At 66.9% G+C, this 24,890-nt stretch carries 20 protein-coding genes; 10 read left to right on the top strand and 10 right to left on the bottom strand.

What is annotated here, in order from left to right:
* Window positions 1-366: 366 nt before the first annotated feature.
* Window positions 367-651 (top strand): hypothetical protein, encoded by a 285-nt coding sequence (locus HWX87_RS00925; RefSeq protein WP_176045221.1) that lies wholly within the window; start codon window positions 367-369, stop codon window positions 649-651.
* A 46-nt stretch (window positions 652-697) separates the two neighbouring features.
* On the opposite strand, the gene HWX87_RS00920 is transcribed toward HWX87_RS00925, so the two are convergent.
* Window positions 698-1,114, bottom strand: coding sequence for a DUF3995 domain-containing protein (locus tag HWX87_RS00920; protein ID WP_176045220.1), 417 nt, complete (start codon window positions 1,112-1,114; stop codon window positions 698-700).
* A 287-nt stretch (window positions 1,115-1,401) separates the two neighbouring features.
* Here HWX87_RS00920 and ald point away from each other — a divergent pair, with 287 nt between their 5' ends.
* Window positions 1,402-2,517, top strand: coding sequence for an alanine dehydrogenase (gene ald / locus HWX87_RS00915; protein ID WP_176045219.1), 1,116 nt, complete (start codon window positions 1,402-1,404; stop codon window positions 2,515-2,517).
* A gap of 53 nt (window positions 2,518-2,570) precedes the next feature.
* Here ald and polX read toward each other — a convergent pair whose 3' ends face one another.
* From polX to HWX87_RS00890, 5 genes are all read right to left on the bottom strand, one after another.
* On the bottom strand, window positions 2,571-4,337 hold the full coding sequence (gene polX, locus HWX87_RS00910; RefSeq protein WP_176045218.1) for a DNA polymerase/3'-5' exonuclease PolX: 1,767 nt from the start codon (window positions 4,335-4,337) through the stop codon (window positions 2,571-2,573).
* 149 nt (window positions 4,338-4,486) lie between these two features.
* Window positions 4,487-4,879: a TraR/DksA family transcriptional regulator gene (locus tag HWX87_RS00905; protein WP_176045217.1), complete on the bottom strand. Its 393-nt coding sequence runs from the start codon at window positions 4,877-4,879 to the stop codon at window positions 4,487-4,489.
* Between the two features lie 301 nt (window positions 4,880-5,180).
* Entirely contained in the window at window positions 5,181-6,353 is a 1,173-nt protein-coding gene (locus HWX87_RS00900) for a glycosyltransferase family 1 protein (protein ID WP_176045216.1), read from the bottom strand.
* A gap of 153 nt (window positions 6,354-6,506) precedes the next feature.
* Window positions 6,507-7,913: an undecaprenyl-phosphate glucose phosphotransferase gene (locus tag HWX87_RS00895; protein WP_176045215.1), complete on the bottom strand. Its 1,407-nt coding sequence runs from the start codon at window positions 7,911-7,913 to the stop codon at window positions 6,507-6,509.
* An 11-nt stretch (window positions 7,914-7,924) separates the two neighbouring features.
* Window positions 7,925-8,707: a Crp/Fnr family transcriptional regulator gene (locus tag HWX87_RS00890; RefSeq protein WP_176045214.1), complete on the bottom strand. Its 783-nt coding sequence runs from the start codon at window positions 8,705-8,707 to the stop codon at window positions 7,925-7,927.
* A 919-nt stretch (window positions 8,708-9,626) separates the two neighbouring features.
* On the opposite strand from HWX87_RS00890, the gene HWX87_RS00885 reads away from it, so the two are divergent.
* The 6 genes from HWX87_RS00885 to HWX87_RS00860 all read left to right on the top strand — a co-directional run bounded on the left by HWX87_RS00885 (window position 9,627) and on the right by HWX87_RS00860 (window position 16,540).
* Complete coding sequence (locus HWX87_RS00885; RefSeq protein WP_176045213.1) at window positions 9,627-10,409, top strand: Crp/Fnr family transcriptional regulator; 783 nt, start codon at window positions 9,627-9,629, stop codon at window positions 10,407-10,409.
* Window positions 10,410-10,589: 180 nt separating this feature from the next.
* Window positions 10,590-10,841, top strand: coding sequence for an acyl carrier protein (locus tag HWX87_RS00880; protein WP_006490451.1), 252 nt, complete (start codon window positions 10,590-10,592; stop codon window positions 10,839-10,841).
* Entirely contained in the window at window positions 10,838-12,034 is a 1,197-nt protein-coding gene (locus HWX87_RS00875; protein ID WP_176045212.1) for an acyl-CoA dehydrogenase family protein, read from the top strand. Before HWX87_RS00880 ends, HWX87_RS00875 begins: the two co-directional genes overlap by 4 nt.
* Window positions 12,031-13,005, top strand: coding sequence for an amino acid--[acyl-carrier-protein] ligase (locus HWX87_RS00870; RefSeq protein WP_176045211.1), 975 nt, complete (start codon window positions 12,031-12,033; stop codon window positions 13,003-13,005). The genes HWX87_RS00875 and HWX87_RS00870 overlap by 4 nt, the downstream gene beginning before the upstream one ends.
* Window positions 13,002-14,057 (top strand): DUF1839 family protein, encoded by a 1,056-nt coding sequence (locus tag HWX87_RS00865; protein WP_176045210.1) that lies wholly within the window; start codon window positions 13,002-13,004, stop codon window positions 14,055-14,057. Before HWX87_RS00870 ends, HWX87_RS00865 begins: the two co-directional genes overlap by 4 nt.
* Window positions 14,054-16,540: a glycoside hydrolase family 2 protein gene (locus HWX87_RS00860; protein ID WP_176045209.1), complete on the top strand. Its 2,487-nt coding sequence runs from the start codon at window positions 14,054-14,056 to the stop codon at window positions 16,538-16,540. The genes HWX87_RS00865 and HWX87_RS00860 overlap by 4 nt, the downstream gene beginning before the upstream one ends.
* A gap of 60 nt (window positions 16,541-16,600) precedes the next feature.
* Here HWX87_RS00860 and HWX87_RS00855 read toward each other — a convergent pair whose 3' ends face one another.
* Both HWX87_RS00855 and HWX87_RS00850 read right to left on the bottom strand, forming a co-directional pair.
* Window positions 16,601-17,992, bottom strand: coding sequence for a sigma-54 dependent transcriptional regulator (locus HWX87_RS00855; protein ID WP_034191559.1), 1,392 nt, complete (start codon window positions 17,990-17,992; stop codon window positions 16,601-16,603).
* Between the two features lie 690 nt (window positions 17,993-18,682).
* A complete protein-coding gene (locus tag HWX87_RS00850) occupies window positions 18,683-19,906 on the bottom strand; it encodes a glycosyltransferase family 4 protein (RefSeq protein WP_176045208.1) in 1,224 nt (407 codons plus the stop codon).
* 213 nt (window positions 19,907-20,119) lie between these two features.
* Here HWX87_RS00850 and HWX87_RS00845 point away from each other — a divergent pair, with 213 nt between their 5' ends.
* The gene (locus tag HWX87_RS00845; protein WP_176045207.1) at window positions 20,120-20,785 is read left to right on the top strand and encodes a drug:proton antiporter; all 666 of its coding nucleotides are present in this window, start codon (window positions 20,120-20,122) and stop codon (window positions 20,783-20,785) included.
* The gene (locus HWX87_RS00840; RefSeq protein ID WP_176045206.1) at window positions 20,782-22,362 is read left to right on the top strand and encodes a mannose-1-phosphate guanylyltransferase/mannose-6-phosphate isomerase; all 1,581 of its coding nucleotides are present in this window, start codon (window positions 20,782-20,784) and stop codon (window positions 22,360-22,362) included. Before HWX87_RS00845 ends, HWX87_RS00840 begins: the two co-directional genes overlap by 4 nt.
* Window positions 22,363-22,398: 36 nt before the next feature.
* Here HWX87_RS00840 and HWX87_RS00835 read toward each other — a convergent pair whose 3' ends face one another.
* Both HWX87_RS00835 and HWX87_RS00830 read right to left on the bottom strand, forming a co-directional pair.
* A complete protein-coding gene (locus HWX87_RS00835) occupies window positions 22,399-23,661 on the bottom strand; it encodes a right-handed parallel beta-helix repeat-containing protein (protein ID WP_176045205.1) in 1,263 nt (420 codons plus the stop codon).
* 82 nt (window positions 23,662-23,743) lie between these two features.
* Window positions 23,744-24,889 (bottom strand): acyltransferase, encoded by a 1,146-nt coding sequence (locus tag HWX87_RS00830; RefSeq protein ID WP_176045204.1) that lies wholly within the window; start codon window positions 24,887-24,889, stop codon window positions 23,744-23,746.
* Window position 24,890 lies beyond the last annotated feature (1 nt).

The raw sequence follows: 24,890 nt of genomic DNA, 5'->3' as shown, positions 1-24,890 counted from the left end.
CGCGCGCACTCCGCATGCGTCGTATCCGGTACGGCAGCCATGCCGCACGCGGCCGGCCGTCCTGTTCTTTCGTGTGTTGCGAACAACCTCGATGCGGGCAGCGGCCGCGCAATGCGCAGCGGCGCCTTCATGCAGCCGCGCGACGCGCCGGTTCAGGCGGCGCTGCACGGATCGACCTCTTATCGGGTCTTATCGTCAGACAAATACCCGTCTTTCGACCGGCATCTGCCCGCCATCGCCATGACCCTGATTCAACTTAGACGCCGCGTTTGCCGACGGCAAGCGCGACGTGCACGACCCTCTTTCGGGCCCGGCGACGAGTGCCGCGAATTATATATGGAACCGGTTCCATTACGAGGGGGTTCGATGCAATTCAATGCATCGAAAATCGCAACAATTGAAAAATCCGGAAGCTGGAATGCGCAAGGATGGCGCGATGGCAAGCCGATGCATGCGTGGCGCAGACGATTGTGCTGCGGCGTGCGCGGCCAATGGCTGTGGCTTTCCAGCCACGCACGGCAGGCCGTCGGCCCGGAAGGCCCGGAAGGTCCGGCCGGCATCGGCCAACGGATCGCCGGTGTCGCCCGCCTGTCACGGGAATACGTTCTTCGTCGGAAACGGCGTCCGGCTGATCGATGCCGTGCCAGCTGATTGCCTTACCCGGCTCGGCACGCCAACGAGTTGACCAGCGCGCCGCTCACCACGGCCAGAACATCGACGCGATGGACAGCGCCAGCGCCGCGCACAGCGGCGAGTAATACAGCGTGTCCATTCGTGCGAAACGCGACCCGCGAATACGCTTGAAGAAGCCGACGTAGCGGAAATCGCCGACGGCGCGCACCGCGAAGATCAGTGCGAACGCAACGACCGCGAATGCGATCGTGCCGGGATACGCGTTGCGCCCCAGCCAGCCGGCGCGCATCGCCACCACGCATGCGCCGCCCAGCAGCGCAGCCGCGACGGCAAGCGTGCCGATGGCGGTCGGCTGCAGCAGCGACACGCCATCCTGTTCCGGAATCGCCGCCCGCTTGCCGCGCCGTCCGCCCAACGCCCAGTAGACGTGAACGAGCGCGATCGCGCAAAGCGTCGGCACGCTGAAATACGCACCGGTCATGTCGGTAGTGTCCTTGTCTCGTTGTTCTGCCGGAATGGTTCCGGCACGCGGCCCCGGCCCGCGCCACGCATGACGATACCGAAACCCGGCAACGCGTGCATTGCGACCTCCGGTCGCAACCCGCGGCAGCGCGTGGTGCGATGCAGTGCGCGTGACCGTCGCACGAGGCGGCCGCTTGACTTCCGTTGGCGCGCCATTACCCTGTTATTCCAGTACTGCGGTCGGCATGCCGCTGCACGATCGCGCCGCCCGCACGACAACGATAACGAAGGCCATGGAGGCGACTCATGCTGATCGGTGTGCCGAAGGAGATCAAGAACCACGAATATCGCGTCGGCCTCACGCCGGCCGGCGCACACGAACTCACGCGGCACGGCCATCGCGTGCTCGTGCAGCGCGGCGCGGGCACCGCGATCGGCCTGCTCGACGACGACTACACGGCCGCCGGCGCATCGCTCTGCGACGGCGCCGACGAAGTCTTCGCGCGCGCCGACATGATCATCAAGGTCAAGGAGCCGCAGCCGGCCGAATGCGCGATGCTGCGGCGCGGCCAGATCCTCTATACGTACCTGCATCTCGCGCCCGATCCCGACCAGGCGGCCGCGCTCGTGAAATCCGGCGCGGTCTGCATCGCGTACGAAACCGTGACGGGTCCCGGCGGCGGCTTGCCGCTGCTCGCCCCGATGAGCGAGGTGGCCGGACGCATGTCCATCCAGGTCGCGGCAACCCATCTCGAAAGCCCGCGCGGCGGCCGCGGCCTGCTGATGGCCGGCGTGCCCGGCGTGCCGGCCGCGCACGTCGTCGTGCTCGGCGCGGGTGTCGTGGGCACCGGCGCGCTGCAGATGGCGGTCGGCCTCGGCGCGCGCGTCACCGTGCTCGACAACAACGTGAACCGGCTGCGCCAGCTCGACCTCGTGTTCGCCAACCGGATCTCGACCGTCTGCTCGAATGCGCATACGGTCGACGAAGCCGTGCGCGACGCCGACGTCGTGATCGGCGCGGTGCTCGTGCCGGGCGCATCGGCGCCGCGGCTCGTCACGCGCGGCATGATCGCGACGATGCGCACGGGTGCGGTCGTCGTCGACGTCGCGATCGACCAGGGCGGCTGCTTCGAGACCTCGCATGCGACGACGCATGCCGACCCGACCTTCGTCGTCGACGGTGTCGTGCACTACTGCGTCGCGAACATGCCCGGCGCGGTCGCGCGCACGTCGACCTTCGCGTTGAACAACGCGACGCTCGGGCATGCGCTCGCGCTCGCCGACAAGGGCTGGAAGCAGGCCATGACCGACGATCCGCATCTGCGCGCGGGCCTGAACGTCTGCGACGGGCACATCACATACGAAGCAGTCGCGCTGGCGCTCGGCCTGCCCTATGTGCCGGCGGCCGGCGTGCTCGCATGACCGTGCCGGCATGACGTGAACGCCCGGCGGGCGGCACGCGCCGCCCGTCGCGTTCACGCGCCCTTCGACCGGCTCCGCTTCGTCGCGCTGCCCTCGCCCATCGTCCGTGCCAGCAGCGGCCGCAGCTGCGTGAGCGTGCGCGTGTTCAGCACGTCGGGCCGCGTCAGCCAGCCGCGCCGTGCCTGATCGACGCCGTACGCGAGGTTGTCGAGTTCGTCCGCGCTGCACGCATCCGAGCCGATCGCGACCGGCACGCCGGCCTTCGCGGCCTCCCGGCACCAGATGTCGGGCAGATCGAGCCGCCGCGGCTGCGCATCGAGTTCGACGAAGCAACCGCGTGCCGCGGCATGCGCGATCACGCGCGGCACGTCGAGTTCGCATGCTTCGCGTTCGCCGAGCACGCGGCCGGTCGGGTGCGCGAGCATCGTGAAATGCGGATGGTCCATCGCGCGCAGCATGCGATCGGTCTGCGCGTCGCGCGACAGGTCGAAGCCGTCGCGTACCGCGCCGACCACGAGATCGAGCCGGCAGAGCATCGTATCGGGCACGTCGAGGCTGCCGTCCTCGCGAATGCCGGCTTCCACCCCCTTGAGCAGCACGAAATTGTCGAACGACGCATTGACGCGATCGATCTCGTCGAGCTGCCGCGCGAGCCAGTCAAAGTCGTGACGGCCGCGGCCGGCATGCGGTGCGCGGTCGGTCACGGCCAGGTACGCGAGCCCGCGCGTACGGGCCGCATCCGCCATCGCGCGCAGGCTGTCGCGGCCGGCCGACGCGTCGGTATGCGCATGCAGATCACCGTGGAGATGCTTGCGTTCGACCAAGGCCGGCAGCGTGCCGGCCCGCGACGCGTCGATCTCGCCGCGATCCTCGCGCAGCTCGGGCGGCACCTCGTGCAGCCCGATCGCGGCGTAGACCGATGCCTCCGTGTCGCCGGCAATCCGCTCGTCGCCGCGAAACACGCCGTATTCGTTGATCTTCAGGCCGCCGGCCTGGGCGATCCTGCGCAGCGCGATGTTGTGCGCCTTCGATCCCGTGAAGTAGACGAGCGCCGCGCCGAGCGCATCGGCATCGACGACCCGCAAGTCGACCTGCAACCCGCTGGCGAGCACGACGCTCGACTTCGTCTTGCCGTGCGCGAGCACACGCGCCACGTCGGCGTAGCCGACGAACGCATCGGCGACGGCGACCGGGTCGCTTGCGGTGACGAGGATGTCGAGATCGCCGACGGTTTCGCGGCGGCGACGGAAACTGCCGGCCGGCACGGCTTTGCGGACGCCCGCGACCGCGCGCAGGCGGTCGAGCAACGGCATCAGCGATTGCGCGGCATCGGGCAGCAGGAAGCGTTGCGGCTCGCGCTGCAGGCGATCGTCGATCGCTTCGAGCAGATGGGCTTCGGTTCTCGCGCCGAAGCCCGGCAGTTCACGCACGTGCCCGTTCTTCGCTTCCGCGCGCAGCTGTTCGAGCGAATCGACGTGCAGCGCATCATGCAGCGCCTTCACGCGTTTCGCGCCCAGCCCCGGCACGTCGAGCAACTCGACGATCGCGCCCGGCAGCGCATGACGCAGTGTTTGCTGCAACTCGCAGGTGCCGGTCGCGGCGATCTCGCGCAGCTTCGACGCGAGATCCGGCCCGATCGACGGAATCTTGCCGAGATCGTCGCCGTTCGCGATCATCGCCGGGATATCGCGACCGTAGTCGGCGATCGTCCGTGCGGCATTGCGGTAGGCCCGCACACGAAACGGATTGGCGCCCTGGATCTCGAGCATGTCGGCGATCTCGGCGAACACGGCCGCGCACTCGGCATTGTGGATCGGCATGATCGGCGTGGCTCCCTTCCACGTGGATGGCGCCGCGCGCTGGCGCGACGGCGTCTGCCCGCCCGGCATCGCATGTCGACGCTGCCGGGCGCCCGGCCTTCATCGTACGCCCGCTACGCATCGCGTGCAGCGCCGTTGCGGCCGCGACGTCAGAGGGAGGCGCGCGGAGTCGTGGCGTAACGCCGCTCGTAGATCGACTGGCAATGCGTGCAGCGCTCGGCGGTCGGTCGCGCCAGCAGGCGCTCGTAGCCCACCGCGCCATCGCAATCGATGCATTCGCCATAGCTGCCGTCGCGCATCCGCTGCTGGGCGCGGCCGACCGCACGCAGTTCGGTCAGCCTCATGCCGATCAAGGCATGATCGACGTCGACGAACAGATCCGCGTTCGCCTCGTCGCCCTCGTCCGGCGCCGCGCCGGCAAGGTCCGCGTAGGATTCCGACGCGCGCTGGTCTTCACTCGTGCGGATCTCCGCACGCAGCGTCTGCTCGCTCTCGTTCAGCCGCTGTTTCAGCGTCTGCCGTTGTTGTTGGTCGAGCGCCATGGCCGTCTCTCCTGTTCCGGGTTCCGCGCGAAAAAGTGCGGCGCGCGGTGTCGCGCCGGTGCGCGGCGAAGCGGCGTCACCGCCATTGCCGTGCGTCCGGGTGTGCGCCCGGCAGCACGAAGCGCGGGACGCATTCGACGCAGGATAAACCCATTGAACACGCGTGTGTTGACCGGAATCAGCGTGCAGGCGCTCGGCCGAAAATCGGGGACGGACGCGAAAACGCGACATCGCCGGATTCGTCTGACGCAGGCGCAGCCGGCATCGATCCATCTGTTGCGCGGGACTGCGTCACCGCGCGTCAGGCATCGGCACGGACGATGTCGAGCAACGCGCGCGCCGAGCGCTGCCAGCTGTACTGCTGCGCATGTTCGCGACCCATCGCGCGCAGCCGCGTGCGCAGTTCGGGATCGTCCATCACGCGAGCGATGGCGGCCGCGATGCCCGGCGGCGAATAGGCATCGCAGAACAGCGCGCCCCCACTGCAGACTTCCGGCAGCGAACCCTCGTGCGACACGATGACGGGGCACCCGCATCGCATCGCCTCGAGCGGCGGCAGCCCAAATCCTTCGTACAACGATGGAAAAACGAAGCATCCTGCGTGTTCGTACAGCGCCTTCAGTTCGCCGTCGGTCACGTAGCCGGCCCACGTGACGTACGGATCGTCTTCGCGCAGGCCGGCCTCGCGTACACCGAATATCTTCGCATTCGCGCCGCCCGCGATCACGAAGCGCAACGTCGGGTGCGACGTGCGCATCAACGCTATCGCGGCCAGCGCGCGCCCGAGATTCTTGCCGGGCGCGAGCGACCCGACGAACAGCACGTAGCCGTCCGTCTCGAGACTCAGGCGCGACAGCACGCCGGGATCGGCATCGATCCGGTCGATATGATCGACCGCGCCCGGCACGACGGACAGGCGTGCCGGCGGCACACCCAGCCGCGCGGCCAGCCGCGCGCGCGAAAAATGCGACACCGTCACGATATGGCGCGCGCGCCGTTTCAGGATGGAGAATGCAAAGCGGTACCACAGACGGAACGCAAGCGAATAACCGGCCGGCAGATCGAAGATCGCCGCGTCGTGAATCATCAGCAGCTGATCGCGCTTTGCGAGCGGGCCGATGTTGCACAGGCTCAGCAGGGTCCGGCCGCGCGTCGCACGCGGTAGCGTCCATTGTTCCCACAGCGCACCGCGCCGGCGCCCGGAGGCCTGCGACCGCGCACCGGCCGGCATGGCCGCCGGATCGTGATCGGCCGGCACGACGAGCGACGGTTCGTCGCCGGCGCTCGCGATGCGCGCGAGTTCGGCCGTCAGCTCGTATGCGACGCGCTGAACGCCCGTCATGCGCTGCGCGGTGAATTTCCCGTTGATTGCGAGGCGGCGCAACCGCGCGGCGTGCGCGGCTGTGCCGACGCCCCGTTCCGCGCGCGCGTCCTGCAGTACCGGTGCGCTACGCTCCCGAATCGACGTTGACATGATCGTGACTGTTCCGATGGCTGCGACGCGACGAGGCGCCGCCGGACACTCCGCGGCGCGGAATGCTGCTGTGCCGTCAGTGTGTCCGCCTCCGTCGCTCCGGTCGGTACGTTCGACCGCACAACGCACGGCTTTACCGATGCTTCGCCATCCTCAGAAAGCGTTGCGCCCGATGAAGCCGCGCACGACGGTCAACAGGATGATCTTCATGTCGAACCAGAAGCTCCAGTTCTGCATGTAGAAGAGATCGAACTTCACGCGCGCCGCCATCGCCTCGACCTTGCGCGTCTCGCCACGATAGCCGTTCACCTGCGCCCATCCGGTGATGCCCGGACGCACGCGATAGCGGTACATGTAGCAGTCGATCAGTTGACGATAGAGGTCGTCGTGTTCGATCGCGTGCGGACGCGGCCCGACGACCGACATCTGCCCGAACAGCACATTGAAGAACTGCGGCAGTTCGTCGAGCGACGTGCGCCGCAGGAATGCGCCGACGCGCGTGATGCGCGCATCGTTGCGCGACGCCTGCCGCAAGACGCCCGGTTGCGCACGATGCACGCGCATCGTCCGGAACTTCAGGATGTCGAACTCGCGGCCGTCCACGCCCTTGCGGCGCTGCCTGAACAGCACGGGCCCCGGCGACGACAGCTTGACCGCGACGGCCAGCATCGACAGCAGCGGCAGCAACGGAATCAGCACGCCGAACGCGAACAGCCGGTCGAACGCGAACTTCGCCCACAGCTCCGGCGCGGAGCTCGGCGTGGTCGCGAGATTGATCGCCGGCATGCCGAGCACATCGGTCGCCGAGCGATCGACGACCGCCATCTGCCGCACGTCGGGCAACAGCCGCAGTTCGACGAATTCGTCGCGCAACTCGCGCACGATGCGCTGGATCCGCCATTCGTGCGACATCGGCAGCGTCAGCCACACTTCGTCGATCTGGCCGCTGCGGATCATGTCGCGCAGCGTGGTCCAGTCGTCGATCACCGGCACGCCGCCGATGTCGCCCGCGGTAGCCGGCGCGTCGTCATCGAAGACGCACGCCGCCACGAAAGGGCCGCTCGGCGCGAGCTGCATCCGCTCGATCGCCACGCGCCCGTACGCCGTTGCGCCGACCACGGCGACGCGGCGTTGCCGCGCACGTGGGTCGTTGCGCGTCAGCACGAATGCCAGCAGCGCGGCGCGGCCAAGCAGCAATGCCGCGCCGCCGGCCAGCACCGTGTGCACGATCCAGCGTGTCGTGACCGTGCCGCCGCGATTCATGATCCACATCGTGCCGGCCACCGTCAGCACGCTCGCGCAGATGACCGCCACCAGCGTCTGCGTCAGCACGTGCGCGCCGCCCTGCACCGTCACGCCGCCGCGCACGGTGCGCAGGTAGCGCGGCAGCAGCGCCACCGTCAGCACGCACAGCAGCGCGATCGCGCCACGCTGCGCATCGGACAGCCCGTGCCACGCCAGGCCGGACGCGACCTGCGCCGCAAGCGCCCCCGCCAGCACGAGCACGACGTCGAGCGCCGCGATCGCGGCACGCCGCAACGTATTCGTTCCACCGGACATCGACTGCATCGTTACGCACCATGCGCCGGGAATCCGCAACGCACCTCCGGCATGCGCGGGCGAACCGGCGCCTGCCTCGCATTCCCGCGCGACCCGAGCAACCGGCGATAGTCGGCGCGAATCAGGTCGTAGCATTCACACGCGTGATGTTCGAGACCGCCGCGGTCGAGCACCGTGATGCGGCCGCGGCGCTGCCGGATCAGCCCGGCTTCCTGCAGGTTGCCGGCCGCCTCCGTCACGCCTTCGCGCCGCACGCCGAGCATGTTCGCGATCGTCTGCTGCGTGACGGCCAGCTCGTCGCCGTCGATCCGGTCGTGCGCGAGCAGCAGCCAGCGGCTCAACTGCTCGCTGACCGAGTGATGCCGGTTGCACAACGCGCTGCGCGAGATCTGCGCCATCGCCGCCTGACAGTAGTTGAGCAGCAGCCGGTACGTCTCCGGCGATCGCTCGAATTCGGCACGCATCACGCAGCTCGGCACGCGATACGCCATCCCGCCGATGCGCACCTCGACCCGGCTCGACGCCGCGACGCCACCGACCAGCGTCCCGAGGCCGACCACGCCTTCACGGCCGACCACCGCCACTTCGACCATCGCACCGTCCTCCATCAGGTGCTGCACCGACATCATCGACGTCGTCGGAAAATGCAGATGGCGCATCGGCTCGCCAACCCGGTCAAGCATCCCGGCCTTGATCCTGACCAGTTCCAGATGCGGTGCGATGGTGCGGATGCTGTCCTCCGGGAGTGCATCGAGGATGGCGTTCGCCGTGTAGCTCGAGTGAAGATGAAGCATGTCTGTATCCCTTTTATTGTCCGTGCCGCCTGCAGCCGCATGCACGGAACTCGTTATCGCGATGCGCGCCCGGACGTTGACAGCGGTTGCGGCCCACAACCCTGATTCCGACCGACCATCGACTTGTTACCGCCGGATTGAGTCGGCCGTCCCGTTTCGTCACGCGAATTCGAATAAGCGATTTACGTGCCAATACCCGCCCATCCTTAATATATGAATCACGCCTGATTTAGATCGCCGGAATATCCGGCCTCGCACCATAAAAAACGTCTCATTTCCGGACACTCTTCCCGCGATGGACACAGCAAGTGATTTGACTGATCAATTCGCACGCATCGAACGAGGGCAACCGGATCGGACCGCGAGGCTTGTCGTTCATATACTTACAGCCGATTTTCAATTGTTTCCGTGACGTCCGGGACGGCACTTTCCAGCGTCGCCACGCTTCACACGCTCGTTTGAAACTGTCTCAAAACTGAATCGGCACACGCATTCCGCGCTCTGTCATCCATCGCACACTTCGCACACAAACCATTGATCCTGCTGGACATTTTTGCGCGCCCCGCTTATTTGTCAAATAATGTTCAATGTATGCCCGATGATTTTCACGTACGCTGCGCACCGTGATCCGATTGATTCCCGATCCACATTGAATGCCCTACCCTCATCGCATTCCATTTCGGGATGATTAATTCAACGGATATGAATCATTAAATCCGCATGACGTTTCCGCCCAGACAAAATCGTCAAACTTTGTGAAATGACGTAATGTGCAATTGATCGATTTCAATCGCGTGCTAGCCTTTTCGCAGCGTCTTCATTCGATTTTCAATGAACACAAGTCCGCACGATCGTGCTAATTCCCGTTTCTCCGGGACCGCCACGACGACGCGCGACCGCCACCCTACGAGGATGTGCCGTGACTCTCCAGGCCCACGACGCCGTCGCCCATGCGAACGGCATAATCGAGCTTTCCCACAGCTTCGATGCCAACCGGTTTCTCGCGGCCATCGACCGCGACGAACTCGCCACGCTGGCGCCCCACCTTCAGCTCGTCCACCTGAAATCGGGGCAAGTGCTGTGCGAACCCGGTGAAATGCTCACCGCGGTGTACCTGCCCGTCACGACGGCGATCTCGCTGCAGTACGTGTCGTCCGGCGGGATGACGCTGGAAGTCGCGGAGATCGGCAGCGAGAGCGTGGTTTGCGACGACGTGATCGGCGGCAGCGGCCGGATGCCCTGCCGTGCGGTGGCCTGCCGCGACGGCTTCGTCTACCGGCTCGACCGGCGCGTATTCGCCACCGCATTCGACACATCGCCGGTGATCCGCCATCTCGTGTTCGTCTGCGTGCGGCTGCTGATGGCGCAGGTGTCGCAGATCACGTTCTGCAGCCGCCATCACGTGCTGAAACATCAGTTATGCCGATGGTTCCTGCTCGCGTACGACCGCACGCGCAGCATCGAGATCCAGGTGACGCACAGCATGCTCGCGCAGATGCTCGGCGTGCGGCGCGAAACCGTCACGGATGCCGCGGGCGAGATCCAGAAGCTCGGCCTGATCCGCCAGTACCGCAGCTCGATCGAGCTCGCCGACCTCGACGGCCTCGAAAAGATGTCGTGCGGCTGCCGCGCGATCGTGCGCGACGAAATGAAGCGCATCCTGTCGGCCGATTCGGGCGTGCCGGCTGCATCGCGCGCGTGATCGACGGCCGGGCGCGGCGTGGTGCTCCGGCACTGCAAGCCCGCCGGGTCAGCTGTTTGTAGGGTGGCGAACAGAACGCCGTGCCTGCCAATGGTCTACTGATGCCGGACTGCCGGGGGGACGTCAGCGCACATCGCGCGTCTGCCCGAGCGGACGACACCACGCACGCCGGAGCAGCACGTGAAAAACGAAATCAGAACCATCCTCAAGCACGTCGCCCACCTTGAAGCCGCCATCGATTCGATCGGCGACGGGGACGACCTCTACGAAGCGGGCCTCTCCTCGCTCGACACGATCCAGCTGATGCTCGCGATCGAGAAGCAGTTCAACATCGAGATACCCGACGAGATGCTGAACCGCAACCTGTTCCGCAGCATCGACGCACTCGCGGACACGATCGCCACACTTCAACGCACCGAGCATTCGGCATGAGCGCGCTGCTTCCGGAACTCGCGGCCGACAGCGAATCGCATCGGCTCGACGAGGCCGCGCACGCCGTCGCACAGATCGCCGCGCAACATGCGGATGCGGTCGATCGCGACGCGCGCTGCCCCGTCGAGGCGATCGAGGCGATGCGCGCGCGCCGGTTGCTCGGCGCGATGGTGCCGTCCCATCTCGGTGGCGCGGGCGCGTCGCTGGAAGACATCGCGTCGGCCTGCTCGATTCTCGGCCAGGCCTGCGCGTCGTCGGCGATGGTGTTCGCGATGCACCAGATCCAGGTTGCGTGCATCGTCGATCATGCCGCCGACCAGGGCTGGCACAAGCTGTTCCTGCAGCAGCTCGTGCGCCACCAGTGGCTGCTCGCGTCGGCCACGTCGGAAGACGGCGTCGGCGGCAACCTGCGCGCGAGCCAGTGCGCGCTCGAAACCGACGGCGGCGGCTTCCGGCTGCACAAATCCGCGCCGACGATCTCGTACGGCGACTACGCGGACGGCATCCTCGCGACCGCGCGACGCGACGCCGATGCACCGGCGTCCGAGCAGGTGCTCGTCACGCTGCTGCGCGACGGCTATACGCTCACGCGCCGCGGCGAATGGGACACGCTCGGAATGCGCGGCACCTGCAGCAACGGCTTCGTGCTCGATGCGCAAGGCGCCGCCGTGCAGTGCCTGCCGATCCCGTTCGCGAAGATCGCCGAAGAAACGATGGTGCCGGTCTCGCACATCCTGTGGGCCGCGGTATGGATCGGCGTGGCCGGCGACGCGTTCCATCGCGCACACCAGTTTTTCCGCGCACAGGCGCGCCAGACCGACGGCGCGCCGTCGCCCGCGGCGCGACGCATCGCCGAATCGCTCGCGCTGATGCAGGCGATGCAGGCCCGCGTCGATGCCGTGCTGCGCCTCCATGCGAACGCGTCGTCGGGCTCGTGGTCGGCCGGCATGGCCCGGGCCGCCGAGATCAACACGCTGAAGACCTACGTGTCGACGACCGCGCTCGAAGTCGCGCACCAGGCGATGATGATCTGCGGGATGGCCGGCTACAAGCAAGGCACGCCGTTCAGCATCGGCCGCCACATTCGCGACCTGCTCGCGGCGCCGCTGATGATCAGCAACGACCGCATTGCCGCCAATACTGCGAGCCTGCTGCTCGCGCTGCGTCCCGCGACGCTGGAGAAACATACGTGAACGACCGCCTCGCCGTACCTTCCACCGCCGCCACGCCCGCCGACGCACCGCTCGACCGCGCAGGCGTCAATCCGCTGCGCGACGAACTGATCGACGCGGGCCTGCTCGTCTCGACCGGCATCCAGGGCCTGTTCGGCCGCAGCGAACGATTCGAGCGCGTCGTCGAAGCGCTCGATGCATTCGTCACGCGTATCGGCGCCGACCAGCAGGCCGAAGTGCTGCGCTTCCCGCCGGCGATGAGCCGCCTCGAGTTCGAGCGCAGCGAATACATGAAGAGCTTCCCGCAGCTCGCGGGCAGCGTGCATGCGTTCTGCGGCGACGAGCATCAGCACCAGCGCCTGTTGCAGTGTCTCGATCGCGGCGACGACTGGACCGAAAACCAGAAGCCGACCTACGTCGTGATGACGCCGGCCGCGTGCTACCCGGTCTACCCCGTCGTCGCGCGTGCGGGCGCGCTGCCCGCCGACGGCCGGATCGTCGATGTGTTCTCGTACTGCTTCCGGCATGAGCCGTCGCTCGACCCGACCCGCATGCAGTTGTTCCGGATGCGCGAATACGTGCGGATCGGTACGCCCGAACAGATCGTCGCGTTCCGCGAAACGTGGATCGAGCGCGGTACGCGGATGATCGAGGCGCTGCGCCTGCCGAACGCGATCGATCTCGCGAACGATCCGTTCTTCGGGCGCGGCGGCAAGATCGTCGCGAACAGCCAGCGCGAGCAGAACCTGAAGTTCGAGCTGCTGATCCCGATCGAGCACGACGACCGCCAGACCGCATGCCTCAGCTTCAACTACCACATGGACCATTTCGGCCTGCTGTGGAACATCCGCACCGCGACGGACGACGTCGCGCACACGGGCTGCGTCGGCTTCGGCCTCGAGCGGCTCACGCTCGCGCTGTTCCGCCACCACGGCTTCGACATCGAGGCATGGCCGGGCGACGTGCGCGACGTACTGTGGGGCGCGCGATGAGGTTCGTTTCCCGCGACGGCGAAGACGCGTCGTTCGAGGATGTACGCCATCGCGCACGTCACTACCGGCCGCACCCGCTGCATAGTCAGGAGATGGTCTGGAAGCAGACCAACTGCTACGTCGACATGTGGCTCGAGGTGCTCCGGTGGTGGGGCCTGAATCCGTACGCGGCGCTGCCGTTTACGATCGCGCTCGATTTCGAGGGCGACCAGTTCACGTTCTTCAAGTTTCCGCACGACGAACTGGAGCGGCTCTACGGGATCGTCGTGCAGGAGCACTCGATCTACGAGCCGCTCGACCAGCACATCGAGACGCAGGTCGCACGCGGCCACCTGATGATCGTCGAGGTCGACGCGTGGTTCCTGCCCGACACGCGCGGCAGCAGCTACCGCACGCAACACACGAAGACGACGATCGGCATCGACGCCATCGACCGCGTGAAGCGCCAGATCGGCTATTTCCACAACAGCGGCTACTACGTGGCCGAGGATTTCGACTACAACGGGCTCGTCGGCGGCAGCTCGCCGATGACGCTGCCGCCGTACGTCGAATGCGCGAAACGGCGCTTTACGCCGCTCGGCGAGCGCGAACTCTGCGACGCATCGCTCGCCGCGCTGCAGCGTCACCTGCGGCGCCTGCCGGTCATCAATCCGATCGCCGCGTTCCGGCGGCAGTTGCAGACCGACGCACGCACCCTCGCCGATTCGCCGCTCGAGCACTTCCATGCGTACTCGTTCAATTCGGTGCGGCAGCTCGGCGCGAATTTCGAACTGTTCGGCCATTACGCGCGCTGGCTGCAGGCCAGCGGCTGCGTCGGACCGTTCGCCGAGATCCGCGCGGCGTGTGACCGCATCGCGTCCGAAGCGATGGTGCTGGAATTCCGGCTCGCGCGCGCCTGCGCGCGCGGCAAGGAAGAACGCGGCGATTCGACGCTCGAGGCGATCGAGGCCGCGTACGCCGACCTCGTCGCGTGCGCGCGCCAGATCGGCTCGCCGCTGCGGCATGTCGCGCCCGTGCGCAGCGACGCGGCGCCCGTGCCGGTCATGCGGTGACGCGCACGCGTAGCCAGCCCGCGTGGTCGATGCTCGCGGCGGCCGCGGGCGCCATGCAGGAACCGCGCGACCTGCCTGGCGACGACGGCGACTGGATCGCGGCGCCCGTACCCGGCACGGTTGCGCAGGCGCTCACGCTGGCCGGCCGGCCCGACGACACGCGGTCGCTCGACGAGCGCGATCACTGGTACCGGATCGAACTGCGCGGACACGGGCCGCGCGTGCTGCGCTTCCACGGCCTCGCCACGCTCGCGCAAGCCTGGCTCGACGACACGCCGATCCTCCGCTCCGACAGCATGTTCGTCGCGCACGACGTGCCCGTATCGCTCGACGGCACGCACCGGCTGACACTCTGCTTCCGTGCACTCGCGCCACACCTGCGCGACGTGCGCGCGACGCGCCGTGCGCGCTGGCGCACACGGCTCGCCGAGCCGGCCGCGCTGCGCACGGTCCGCACGTCGCTGTTCGGACACATGCCGGGCTGGTTCCCGGCGGTTGTACCGGCCGGCCCGTGGCGGCCCGTCGACGTACTCGATCCGGCCGACGGCCCCGCTCTGGTCGATACCAGCCTGCAGGCGCGCATCGAAGGCGACACGGGTTGGCTCGACGCGGAACTGACGTTCGCCGCGCCGCTGCCCGACAGCGTCGCGGCGCGGCTGTCGTGCGGCGAACATCAAGCGACGCTCGAGCGCGCCGGCGCCGACCGGCTGCGCGCAAGCGTGGCCATCCCCAACGTGCGCCGCTGGTGGCCGCATACGCATGGCGAGCCCGCACTCTACGAGATCACGCTGCATATCGGCGACGAACGGCGACCGCTTGGCGCGACCGGTTTCCGCACGATCGAGATCGACGGCGGCGCCGACGGCAAGGGTTTCGGGCTGCGCATCAACGGCGTGCCGGTGTTCGCGCGCGGCGCGTGCTGGAGTAGCGCCGCCCCGCTCGCGCTGCACGCGGACGACGCGGCCTACGGCCGCCTGCTCGGGCTCGCACGCGACGCCGGCTTCAACATGATCCGCGTCGGCGGCACGATGACCTACGAGGCCGACGCATTCCACGCCTGGTGCGACCGGCTCGGGCTGCTGGTCTGGCAGGACTTCATGTTCGCGAACTTCGACTACGCGCTCGACGACCCCGCGTTCGCGGACAACATCGACCGCGAGGCCGATCAATTTCTCGCGCGCCGCGGCGCCTCACCGTCGCTTGCGGTGCTGTGCGGCGGTAGCGAGATCGCACAACAGGCCGCGATGTCGGGGCTCGGACCGAAGCAGCGCTTCCTCGAGCTGACGGCCGACCGGCTGGCCGGCCATGCGGCCGCGCGACGCCCCGACGTCCCGTACGTGCCCGATTCGCCCGATGGCGGCGTGCTGCCGTTCACGCCGCGCGAACGCGTGTCGCACTACTACGGCGTCGGCGCCTACCTGCGCCCGCTGGACGACGCGCGTCGCGCGGACGTGCGCTTCGCAAGCGAATGCCTCGCGTTCTCGAACGTGCCGTGCGATGCGACGCTCGCGGAGCTTGGCTGGCCCGGCGTGCATGAGCCGGGCTGGAAAGCGGCCGTGCCGCGCGACCCCGGCACGTCTTGGGATTTCGAGGATATCCGCGACCACTATCTGCAGACGCTGTACGACGTCGCGCCCGACCGGCTGCGGCGCGAGGATCCGGCCCGCTACTTCGAGCTGTCGCGTGCGGTGATCGCGGACCTGATGCGCGAGACGTTCTCCGAGTGGCGGCGCACCGGCTCACGCTGCGCCGGCGCGCTCGTGTGGCAGTTCCAGGATGTGATGCCCGGTGCCGGATGGGGCGTGATCGACGCCGCGCACCGGCCCAAATCGGCGTGGTATGCGCTGCGGCAGGTGCTGCAGCCGGTCCAGGTGCTGCTCGTCGACGAAGGCTTGAACGGGCTCGACGTGCACGTGGTCAACGAGCGCCCGGCGCCGCTGTCGGCGGCGATCGAGCTGGTAGCACTGCGCGACGGCCGCACGCCGGTCGCGCGGGCCGGCGGCCCGGTGCGGATCGCCGCGCACGACACCATGCGGATCGGCTCGGCCGACCTGCTCGGCCGCTTCTTCGACTGGACCTATGCGTACCGCTTCGGGCCCTGCGAACACGATACCGTCGTCGCGACATTGCGCGCCGACGACGGCACGCTGTTGTCGCAGGCATTCCATTTCCCGTCCCGTACGCATCCGGCCGTGCTGGCGCGCCGCGAACTCGGGATCGAGGCGTGCGTGTCGCGCACGGACGACACGTGGCACGTCGACATCGACACGCGGCACGTCGCGCGCCACGTGCAGATCGGCGCACCGGGCTTCATGCCGCGCGACGACTGGTTCCACCTCGCGCCCGGCACGCCGGCGCGTGTCGCGCTCGTTCCGCTGCGCACCGCCGGGAACACCCCGGCGACCGAGGACAATGTGCCGCCCGTAGTGGAAATTCGTGCAGTGAATGCCGCGCGGGCGGTGCGCGCCACACAGGCCGGTTGACGCAACGCTCGCGGCCGCTTCGTGCCGCGAGCGTGTTCCATCCCGTATCGATCCAGCCGCTCAGTCGGACGAACCCGTACCGCGCGGCCGCTCGATGCCGTATGCCTCCATCCAGCGATACAACGTCGCGCGCGACACGCCGAGCTCGCGCGCGGAAGCCGCGACGCGGCCGCGCGTGCGCAGCAACGCGGTTTCGATCGCCTCGCGCTCGATCGACTTGCGGATATCGGCCACCGACGGCGACGCCGCATCGAGACAGTATTCGAGTTCGAGATCGCGCGCGGTGATCAGGCGCCCTTCCGTCATCACGACCGCACGGCGCACCCGGTTGATCAGTTCGCGGACATTGCCCGGCCAGTCGTGCTTGTACAGCGCGGTGATCGCATCGGTCGAGAACCCGCGCACGCGATGGCGCGCATCGCCGCGGAAACGTTCGAGCATGTGATGCGCGAGCAGTTCGATGTCCTTGCCGCGTGCGCGCAGCGGCGGCTGGTCGATGCGCATCACGCACAGGCGGTGGAACAGGTCGGCGCGAAAGCGCCCTTCCTCCATCGCGTCGCGCAGGTCGACGTGCGTGGCCGACACGATCCGGACATCGACCGGCACCGGATCGCTGCCGCCGAGGCGATGAATCGAACGCTCCTGCAAAAAGCGCAACAGGCTCGCCTGGCTCTCGTGCGGCAAGTCGCCGATTTCGTCGAGCAGCAGCGTGCCGCCGTTCGCGGCTTCGACATAGCCGATCTTGCGCGCGTTCGCGCCGGTAAACGCGCCACGCTCATAGCCGAACAATTCGGATTGCAGCAGATGCGGCGGAATCGCGCCGCAGTTGACCGCGACGAACGGGCCGTTGCGCCGTTCCGAATGGCGATGGATCGCGACGGCCGTCAGTTCCTTGCCGGTGCCCGTTTCGCCGAACACGAACACCGGCGCGTCGGTGCGCGCGAAACGCCGCACCGTATCGAACAGCCGCAGCATCGCGCTGCAGGTGCCGACGATACCCTTCTCCTCCGATTCGAGCTGTTCGCGGTCGCGCGCGAACAGGCACTCCATGCCGTACGCATGGCCGACCGTATCGGCGATCCGCTGATGCGACGCCGGCAGCGTGACGTAGTCGAAGCAATAGTCGCGCAACAGCGCGCGCACGTTCGGTGATGCGGTCTGGCCGACGTCGACGAGCGCGACCCACACGACGTCGCGCATCGACGCGCAGGTCGACGCGATGCTGCCGATCGCATCGGCATGACCGCCGCTGAGATCGAGGATGCCGCAGGTGATTTCGCCGGACGTGTCGCGCAACTCGTTCGCATGTGCGACGACCGACACTTTCCAGTCGCGGCGCGACAGTTCCTTTCGCAGCATCACGGACGGCGACTGCGTCCAGTAGATCAGCGGACGCTGCCCGTTACCGCTCCCCGCGCCGGCGCTCTTATCGCGCGTTATTGGCATATTCATAACGAACCATCACTTTCTCCACTCCGCGACCCGTTCGCGTGCGCTGCGGCCGGCGGCGCATGGCCGCCTTTCCGCGCTGCGTTTCCGCAGCCTTGGCGAAGATCGAAACTGCACACGGCGAGAACCCCCGGAGGTCGAGCCGGATGTCATCCGGCCTCGTTGTCATCGAACTCGAACGGAACGCGCGGCTGCGGGAGCCACGACATTCCGGCTTTGAAGCGACCCGCCGTCAGGCGGGGCACGTCGGCAAACGTAACTTCCATCCGCATGTGCGTCGCGTCGTACACGACAGTCGCGCCCGATGCCGAACCGGATGGCGGCCAACCCGCTCGCGGAGTGACCGCCGCACTTCATCCGTTCGTGAATTTACACCCCGTTTCGCGATGGTCTTGTTACCAAAAGATAATCCTGAATCAGCCGGTTACGCAGCCGGTCGCCCCGCGCGACACACCTTTGGCCACTGAGATTTGATTATCTATGAGCATTCCCGTCAATCAGTGGCAAATACTACTTTTCAGCAAGATAACCACGAATGATTGCGCGCGATTTTCACCGAAATCCGCGAAAAAGACCGGCACCGCATGCCATGCACCGCATAATCGCGCGCACCGCCGGCCGGCCGCGCCGTCTCGAGACGGCGTGCAGTGCGTGCAGCCGTTACATGCCGTAATCTGCCGGCGCGGTCGCCGCTCAGGTTCGCAGCGCCGTCTCGTCATGCCGGGCCGGCCGATCGCGCAAGCCGTCCTCGCTCGGAGCCTCGTTTTCCGGCGTGAAACCGGCCGGACCGGCCATCTCCTCCTGCAACGCAGCATAGCCGTCCATCACGAAGCGTGTGAGCTCGTCCCGAAAGCGCGCCGAGCCGAAGAATTCGGCATTCGCCCGACACGCATGCGGATCGATCGACCCGCGCGGCAGCGCTTCGAAACGGGCAACCGCGTCGAGCAGCGCATCGACCGTCTGTGCACGGTAGAACAGGCCCGTTGCGCCGGCGCCCGGCCACGCGCGCACCGATTCGCGCACGCCGCCCTTGCCGTACGCAATCACGGGCGTGCCGCAGGCCTGTGCCTCGACCGGCGAAATGCCGAAGTCCTCTTCCGCCGCGAACACGAATGCGCGCGCACGCTGCAGGTGGTCGTGCAGCACGTCGAACGGCTGGTAGCCGAGCAGCGTGACGTTCGGCCCCGCGAGCGCGCGGATCTTCGCCATCTCCGGCCCATCGCCGATCACGACGAGGCGGCGTTCCGGCGTACGCGAAAACGCGTCGACGATCAGGTCGATCCGCTTGTACGGCACGAGCCGTGACGCGGTCAGGTAGAACGCGTCCTTGTCCGCACGCAGCGACAGGTGGTCGACGTCGACCGGCGGATAGATCACCGTCGCATCGCGCCGGTAGGTCTTGCGGATGCGGCGTGCGATGAAGTTCGAATTCGCGGCCACGCGATCGACGCCGTTCGCCGAGCGCGCATCCCAGTTGCGGATGTAATGCAGCAGCGCCCGCGCGATCGCCGATTTCGGCCCGCGTGCGAGCCCGGCCTCGTTCAGGTACTGGTGCTGCAGGTCCCATGCATAACGCACCGGCGAATGCACGTAGCTGGCGTGGAACTGGTCCGGGCCGCTCAGCACGCCTTTCGCGACCGCATACGAGCTCGACAGCACGACGTCGTATGCCGACAGGTCGAACTGCTCGATGGCCAGCGGAAACAACGGCAGGTAGCTGCGGTAGCGCGTGCGCGCGAATGGCAGCTTCTGGATGAAGGACGTGCGCACCGCGCGGCCGCGCAGGCAGTCACGATCCTCGAGGAAATCGACGAGGCTGTAGACATCGGCCTGCGGAAAGCAGTCGATCATGTGCGCCAGCACGCGTTCGGCGCCGCCAGGCACGACCAGCCAGTCGTGAACGATCGCAATCTTCAAGTACCGCTCCCGATTCTTCATTGACGTTCGATATGGACGAGCCGCGCAACGCGGCCGCCATGCCGTGCCAATTATCGGAAAGCACCGCCACGACCGGTGTGTGCTACCGCACATTGCGCTGTTGTCGGTACGCCGGGACCGCCGTACCGCACGGCAGCAGACAAACCGGAACGTGAGTGCGCTTTCGAACAGACCGGCGCGCGCGGTATCCGCATGATGATCATCGCCGCACCGCACTGGACAAACGCGTCCGTGCGGCACGGCGTGCTGAAGGTTTCACACGAGGACCGCATCATGGAATGGCATTGTTGTGAATTCGAACATCTGAGCGCCGTCGATCTCTATGCAATCCTGCGCGCGCGCAACGCCGTGCTGGTCGTCGAGGATGCGCATACCCATCTCGACATCGACGGCAAGGACGCGGGCGCATTGCACGTCTATGCAACCGTGCGCAACGGCGACATAGCGGAAGTCGCGGCCTACGCGCGCATCCTGCCCGGCGACGACATCGACCCGGACGTCGTGATCGACAAGGTACTGACGAGCGAAGCGTGCCGAGACGGCGATACGCTCGAGCACCTGCTCGAACGCGCACTGACCGCCGCGCTGGCCGCGTGGCCGGACGCCGCGCTGCGCATGCACGTCCCCGCACCGCGCCAGGCATTCTACAAACGTTTCGGATTCCGCAAGGCATACGGACCGTATCTCGAACAGGGCGCGCCGTTCGTCGGCATGATCCGGCCGGCCGACCGCGCCGCCGGCGCGCTGCGCCAGTTGCTGTCCCGGGCCGTTTCGACCGCCCGGCCCCGAACCGAAGACGCACGCGCCGACGGGCGCGTACTCAACCGGCTGCCCGCCGATACCGGAGCCAACCGATGACCCGCACCCTACGCCCGGTTCCCGAACCCGATCTGCCCCGCATCCTGCCGGTCATCCTCGCCGGCGGTTCCGGCACGCGCCTCTGGCCGCTGTCGCGCGAACAGTTTCCGAAGCAGCTGATCGAACTGACGTCGAACGAATCGCCGCTGTCGGCGACCGCGCGCCGCCTGAACGGCATCGCGAACGCCGCGCTGGGCGACACGCTGTTGCTGGTGTGCGGCGAACAGCATCGCATCATGAGCGCCGCGCAAGTGGTCGACCGTGCGGCGCCCGCGCGCATCCTGCTCGAACCGGCCGCGCGCAACACGGCGCCCGCGCTCACGCTTGCCGCACTCGACGCCAGCGCGCTCGAGGACGATCCCGTGCTCGCGGTGATGCCGGCCGATCACGTGATCGCCGATGTCGGCGCGTTCCAGGATGCGATCGCTCGCGCGGCACGTTACGCGCAGGAAGGCGCGATCGTCACGCTCGGCGTGCTGCCGCGCCGCGCGGAAACGGGCTACGGCTATATCCGGGTCGGCGAGCCGCGTACGAGCCGCCACGGCGGACAAGGCGGCTATTCGATCGGACGCTTCGTCGAGAAACCCGACGCGGCGCTCGCCGAGCGCTACCTGCAATCCGGCGACTACTGGTGGAACAGCGGGATTTTCGTCATGCGCGCATCGGTCTGGCTCAAGGCGATACGCGCACTGGCGCCCGAGATCCATGCGGCCTGCGAGTCGGCATGGCGCGCGGGCGTCGCCGAGGATCCGTTCTTCCGGATCGACGCGGAGGCCTTCGACGCCTGCCCGTCCGACTCGATCGACTACGCGGTCATGGAGCGCCTCGCCGACAGCAGCGATCTCGGCATCGAAGGCATCGTGGTGCCGCTGTCGGCCGGCTGGTCGGACGTCGGCACGTGGGATGCGATCTGGGAAATCATGCCGAAGGACGATCACGGCAACGTCGCGCGCGGCCCGATCGTGTTCGAGGACACGCAGGACAGCCTCGTGCGATCGGAAGGCCGTCTCATCGCGTGCGTCGGGATGAAGGATGTCGTCGTGATCGAAACGCCCGACGCGGTGCTCGTCGCGAACAAGCACGACGTGCAGCGCGTGAAGAACATCGTCACGCGCCTGAAGAGCGACCGGCGCCCGCAGGCGAGCGAACACCGCAAGGTGCAGCGTCCGTGGGGGCATTACGATTCGATCGATCTCGGCGAGCGGTTCCAGGTGAAGCGGATCGTCGTCGAACCGGGCAAGCGGCTGTCGCTGCAGATGCACTATCACCGCGCCGAGCACTGGATCGTCGTGCGCGGCACCGCGAAGGTGACGCGCGGCAACGAGACCTACCTGCTCAGCGAGAACGAATCGACGTACATCGCCGTCGGCGAAGTCCATCGTCTCGAGAATCCCGGCCGGATTCCGCTGGAGATCATCGAGGTGCAATCGGGCAACTATCTCGGCGAAGACGATATCGTGCGCTTCGACGACCAGTACGGACGCCCCGTCGTCGACACGCCGCCGGAAAGGCATGCGGTGCCGCTCGCCGCGCGGGAACCGCAGGTGCAGGTGGTGGAGGGAGACGTCGTGCGGTAATCGCGGGCCATGCACGCCGGCGCGCGCATCGAATCGTCAATCGATGCCGCGCTGCGACGCTCGCGCCTGCCTGAGCGCTTCACGCACGTGCGGCAACGCCGACGTGTCCGCCCCGACCTTGTCGATCGACGCCAGCTGCGCGACCGATGCCTTGCACTGCACGGCCTTCGCGCCGCCCGGCGCACAGCCTCCGCCCCCACCCACCTGCACCGGCATCCCGCCGATCGCGAACAACCGGTTGTCCGCGATCCGGTACTGCGATACGTTGCCCCATACGCGAATGCCGGCGAACCGTGCGCGCGACACGCGGTTGCCGATCACGGCCACGCGCGTCACCGAGCCCGACCAGGTACTGACGTCGATCGCGGCCTGCTGCGTCAGCGGGCGCGGATCGGTACGCGCGGCCGCGGTCTGGATATCCGAAATCTCGTTGTTCTCGACCAGCACGCCGGACGCGCCGTAGGTCCGGAAGCTGTCCTCCTGTGCGACGAGAATGCCCGCACTCACCTGTACGTTGCGCACGACGTTGTTCGCGATCGTCACGTCGGCACCGCCGACCACCGTGATGCCGCGCCCCCATGCGTTACCTTCGAGCGAGTTGTCGGCGATCAGCACGTTGCGGCTGAGTATGCCGTCGCCCTGATAGCTCACCACCGCGATCATGTCGTCGCCGGTGCCGCGTACGACGTTTCCGCGCACGAGCACGTTGCGCGCACCATGCGTGATGTGGATGCCGTCCGCGAGTGTCGCGAGCACTTCGTTGCCGACGATCGCGACATCCGTTCCGCCAAACACGAAAATGCCCGCGCTGGCGCCGCCGTCGATGACGTTGTCGAGTACTTGCACGCCGTGCCCGGTAATCTCGACTTTGGTCGATTCCGGCGTCGCGAGACGCGCCGTGCCGGTTCCCGTCAGCTTGAATCCGACGAGCGTCGTATCGTCGCCGCGCATCTCGATCGTCTGATCATCAGGGGCCGTCGCGATCAACGTCGCGCCGAAACCCGACAGCACGACATGCGGCTGCCGCACGACCAACGAGCGGCCAACGACATACCGCCCAGGCATGAACACCAGGCGCTGTCCCGACTGCAGCCGGTCCAGCGCGCGTTGCAGTTCGTCAGCCTGATCGGCAGCGTCCGGGACGGGATGAACGTATGCGTCTGGTAGGTTCGAGTGAATCGCAACCGGTGCGGGAACGCCGGATACAGCTTCGGCCCCTCCCGGCCACGCCAGCCCACTCGCCATCATCAGGCCGGCGATACCGGTGCATACGCGGGACAGGCATGGCGATCTGCGCATATCGAATCGTTTCAATGGAACAACCTGCGCACTCGGCAGGACCAAGCCCGAACCGCAGCCGGCCATCCGCCCGGCGAACGCATCAGCCGGTCGCATCACCCGACGCGAACACACCCCTGCCCCGATTCGACGTGAGCGTACGCGCGAGCTTCACGAACGGTGCCTCACACAGTCGGTAGCCAACCCACGACAATGGAATCAGCGGCACGATCGGTACGATCATGTAAAGGCCGAGCGGCCATCCAACGATGTTGAAACGCTGGCACAGCCAGTACGCCACGAAGAGCGGAAGACTGTGCAACAAGTAGACCGAGTAACTGATCTTGCCGATCCATGAAAGCAAACGGATACGAAGCTTCAGCACGGTAGACAGTATCGCGAATGTCGCGATGCCGATCATGTAGGCGAGCGAAATCGGAAGGTGAAACATGTTGTGATGGCGCCAGTCGTCGATGGCTCCCGCAAGCGCGATGCCGACGACCGGTAGCGTCACCCAGGCGAGCGCCGCCCGGTAAGTCAGGGAGAGCCGGGACAGCGCACCGCTTCTGGCCAATCCGACATGCAGCAATTGCGACGGGTTGTCGTACGCCTGGCGAAAGCACGCACCCCAGAACATGATGCCAAGGTGATAGGGCATGGTCTTGTACTGGCTGAGAAGATCGGCCGGGAACAGGTGCAGTTTCAGCGTCAACACGAACAGTCCGCATAACCCGATCGTGACCAGACACAAATGGAGCATCCGGTGAAGCGCCCCGCACCAGAACAAAATCAGGCATACCCCGTAGAAATACAACTCCGTTTCCAGCGTCCAGCCATGTGGCAGGATCAGGCTTTCCCCAAACGCAACCGGAATCATGGTCACATTGGCCAGAATGCCGCGTAGGTCCATTGTCTTGTCGAACAAATACCAATGAACAAAATACCCGGCAGGAAGCGCCAGCCAATAGGCAGGATACAGTCGAAGGAATCGTCGCACGAGGAACCGCTTCGTGCCCGGGCCGGTCTCGCCGTGCAGGCTGGTTGGAATCAACATGCCGCTGATCGCGAAGAAAAGGACCACCCCGATTCTTCCGAAATTCACCGAGCGCTGCAGGGTGTCCAGCACATGCTGTGAACCGGCAAGGGGGACGAACCGTTCAGCATAGTGCGTCCATATGACGAGTATCACCGCTACGGCGCGCATGGCGTCGATATGGTGAAACCGGTCCGAACTCATGGTTTTTGACATG

The sequence above is a fragment of the Burkholderia sp. BCC1644 genome (genome assembly GCF_902833225.1).
Taxonomy (GTDB): Bacteria; Pseudomonadota; Gammaproteobacteria; order Burkholderiales; family Burkholderiaceae; genus Burkholderia.
The sequence above is the reverse complement of the archived record's forward strand: the minus strand, read 5'-3'. Positions and strand labels throughout refer to the sequence as shown.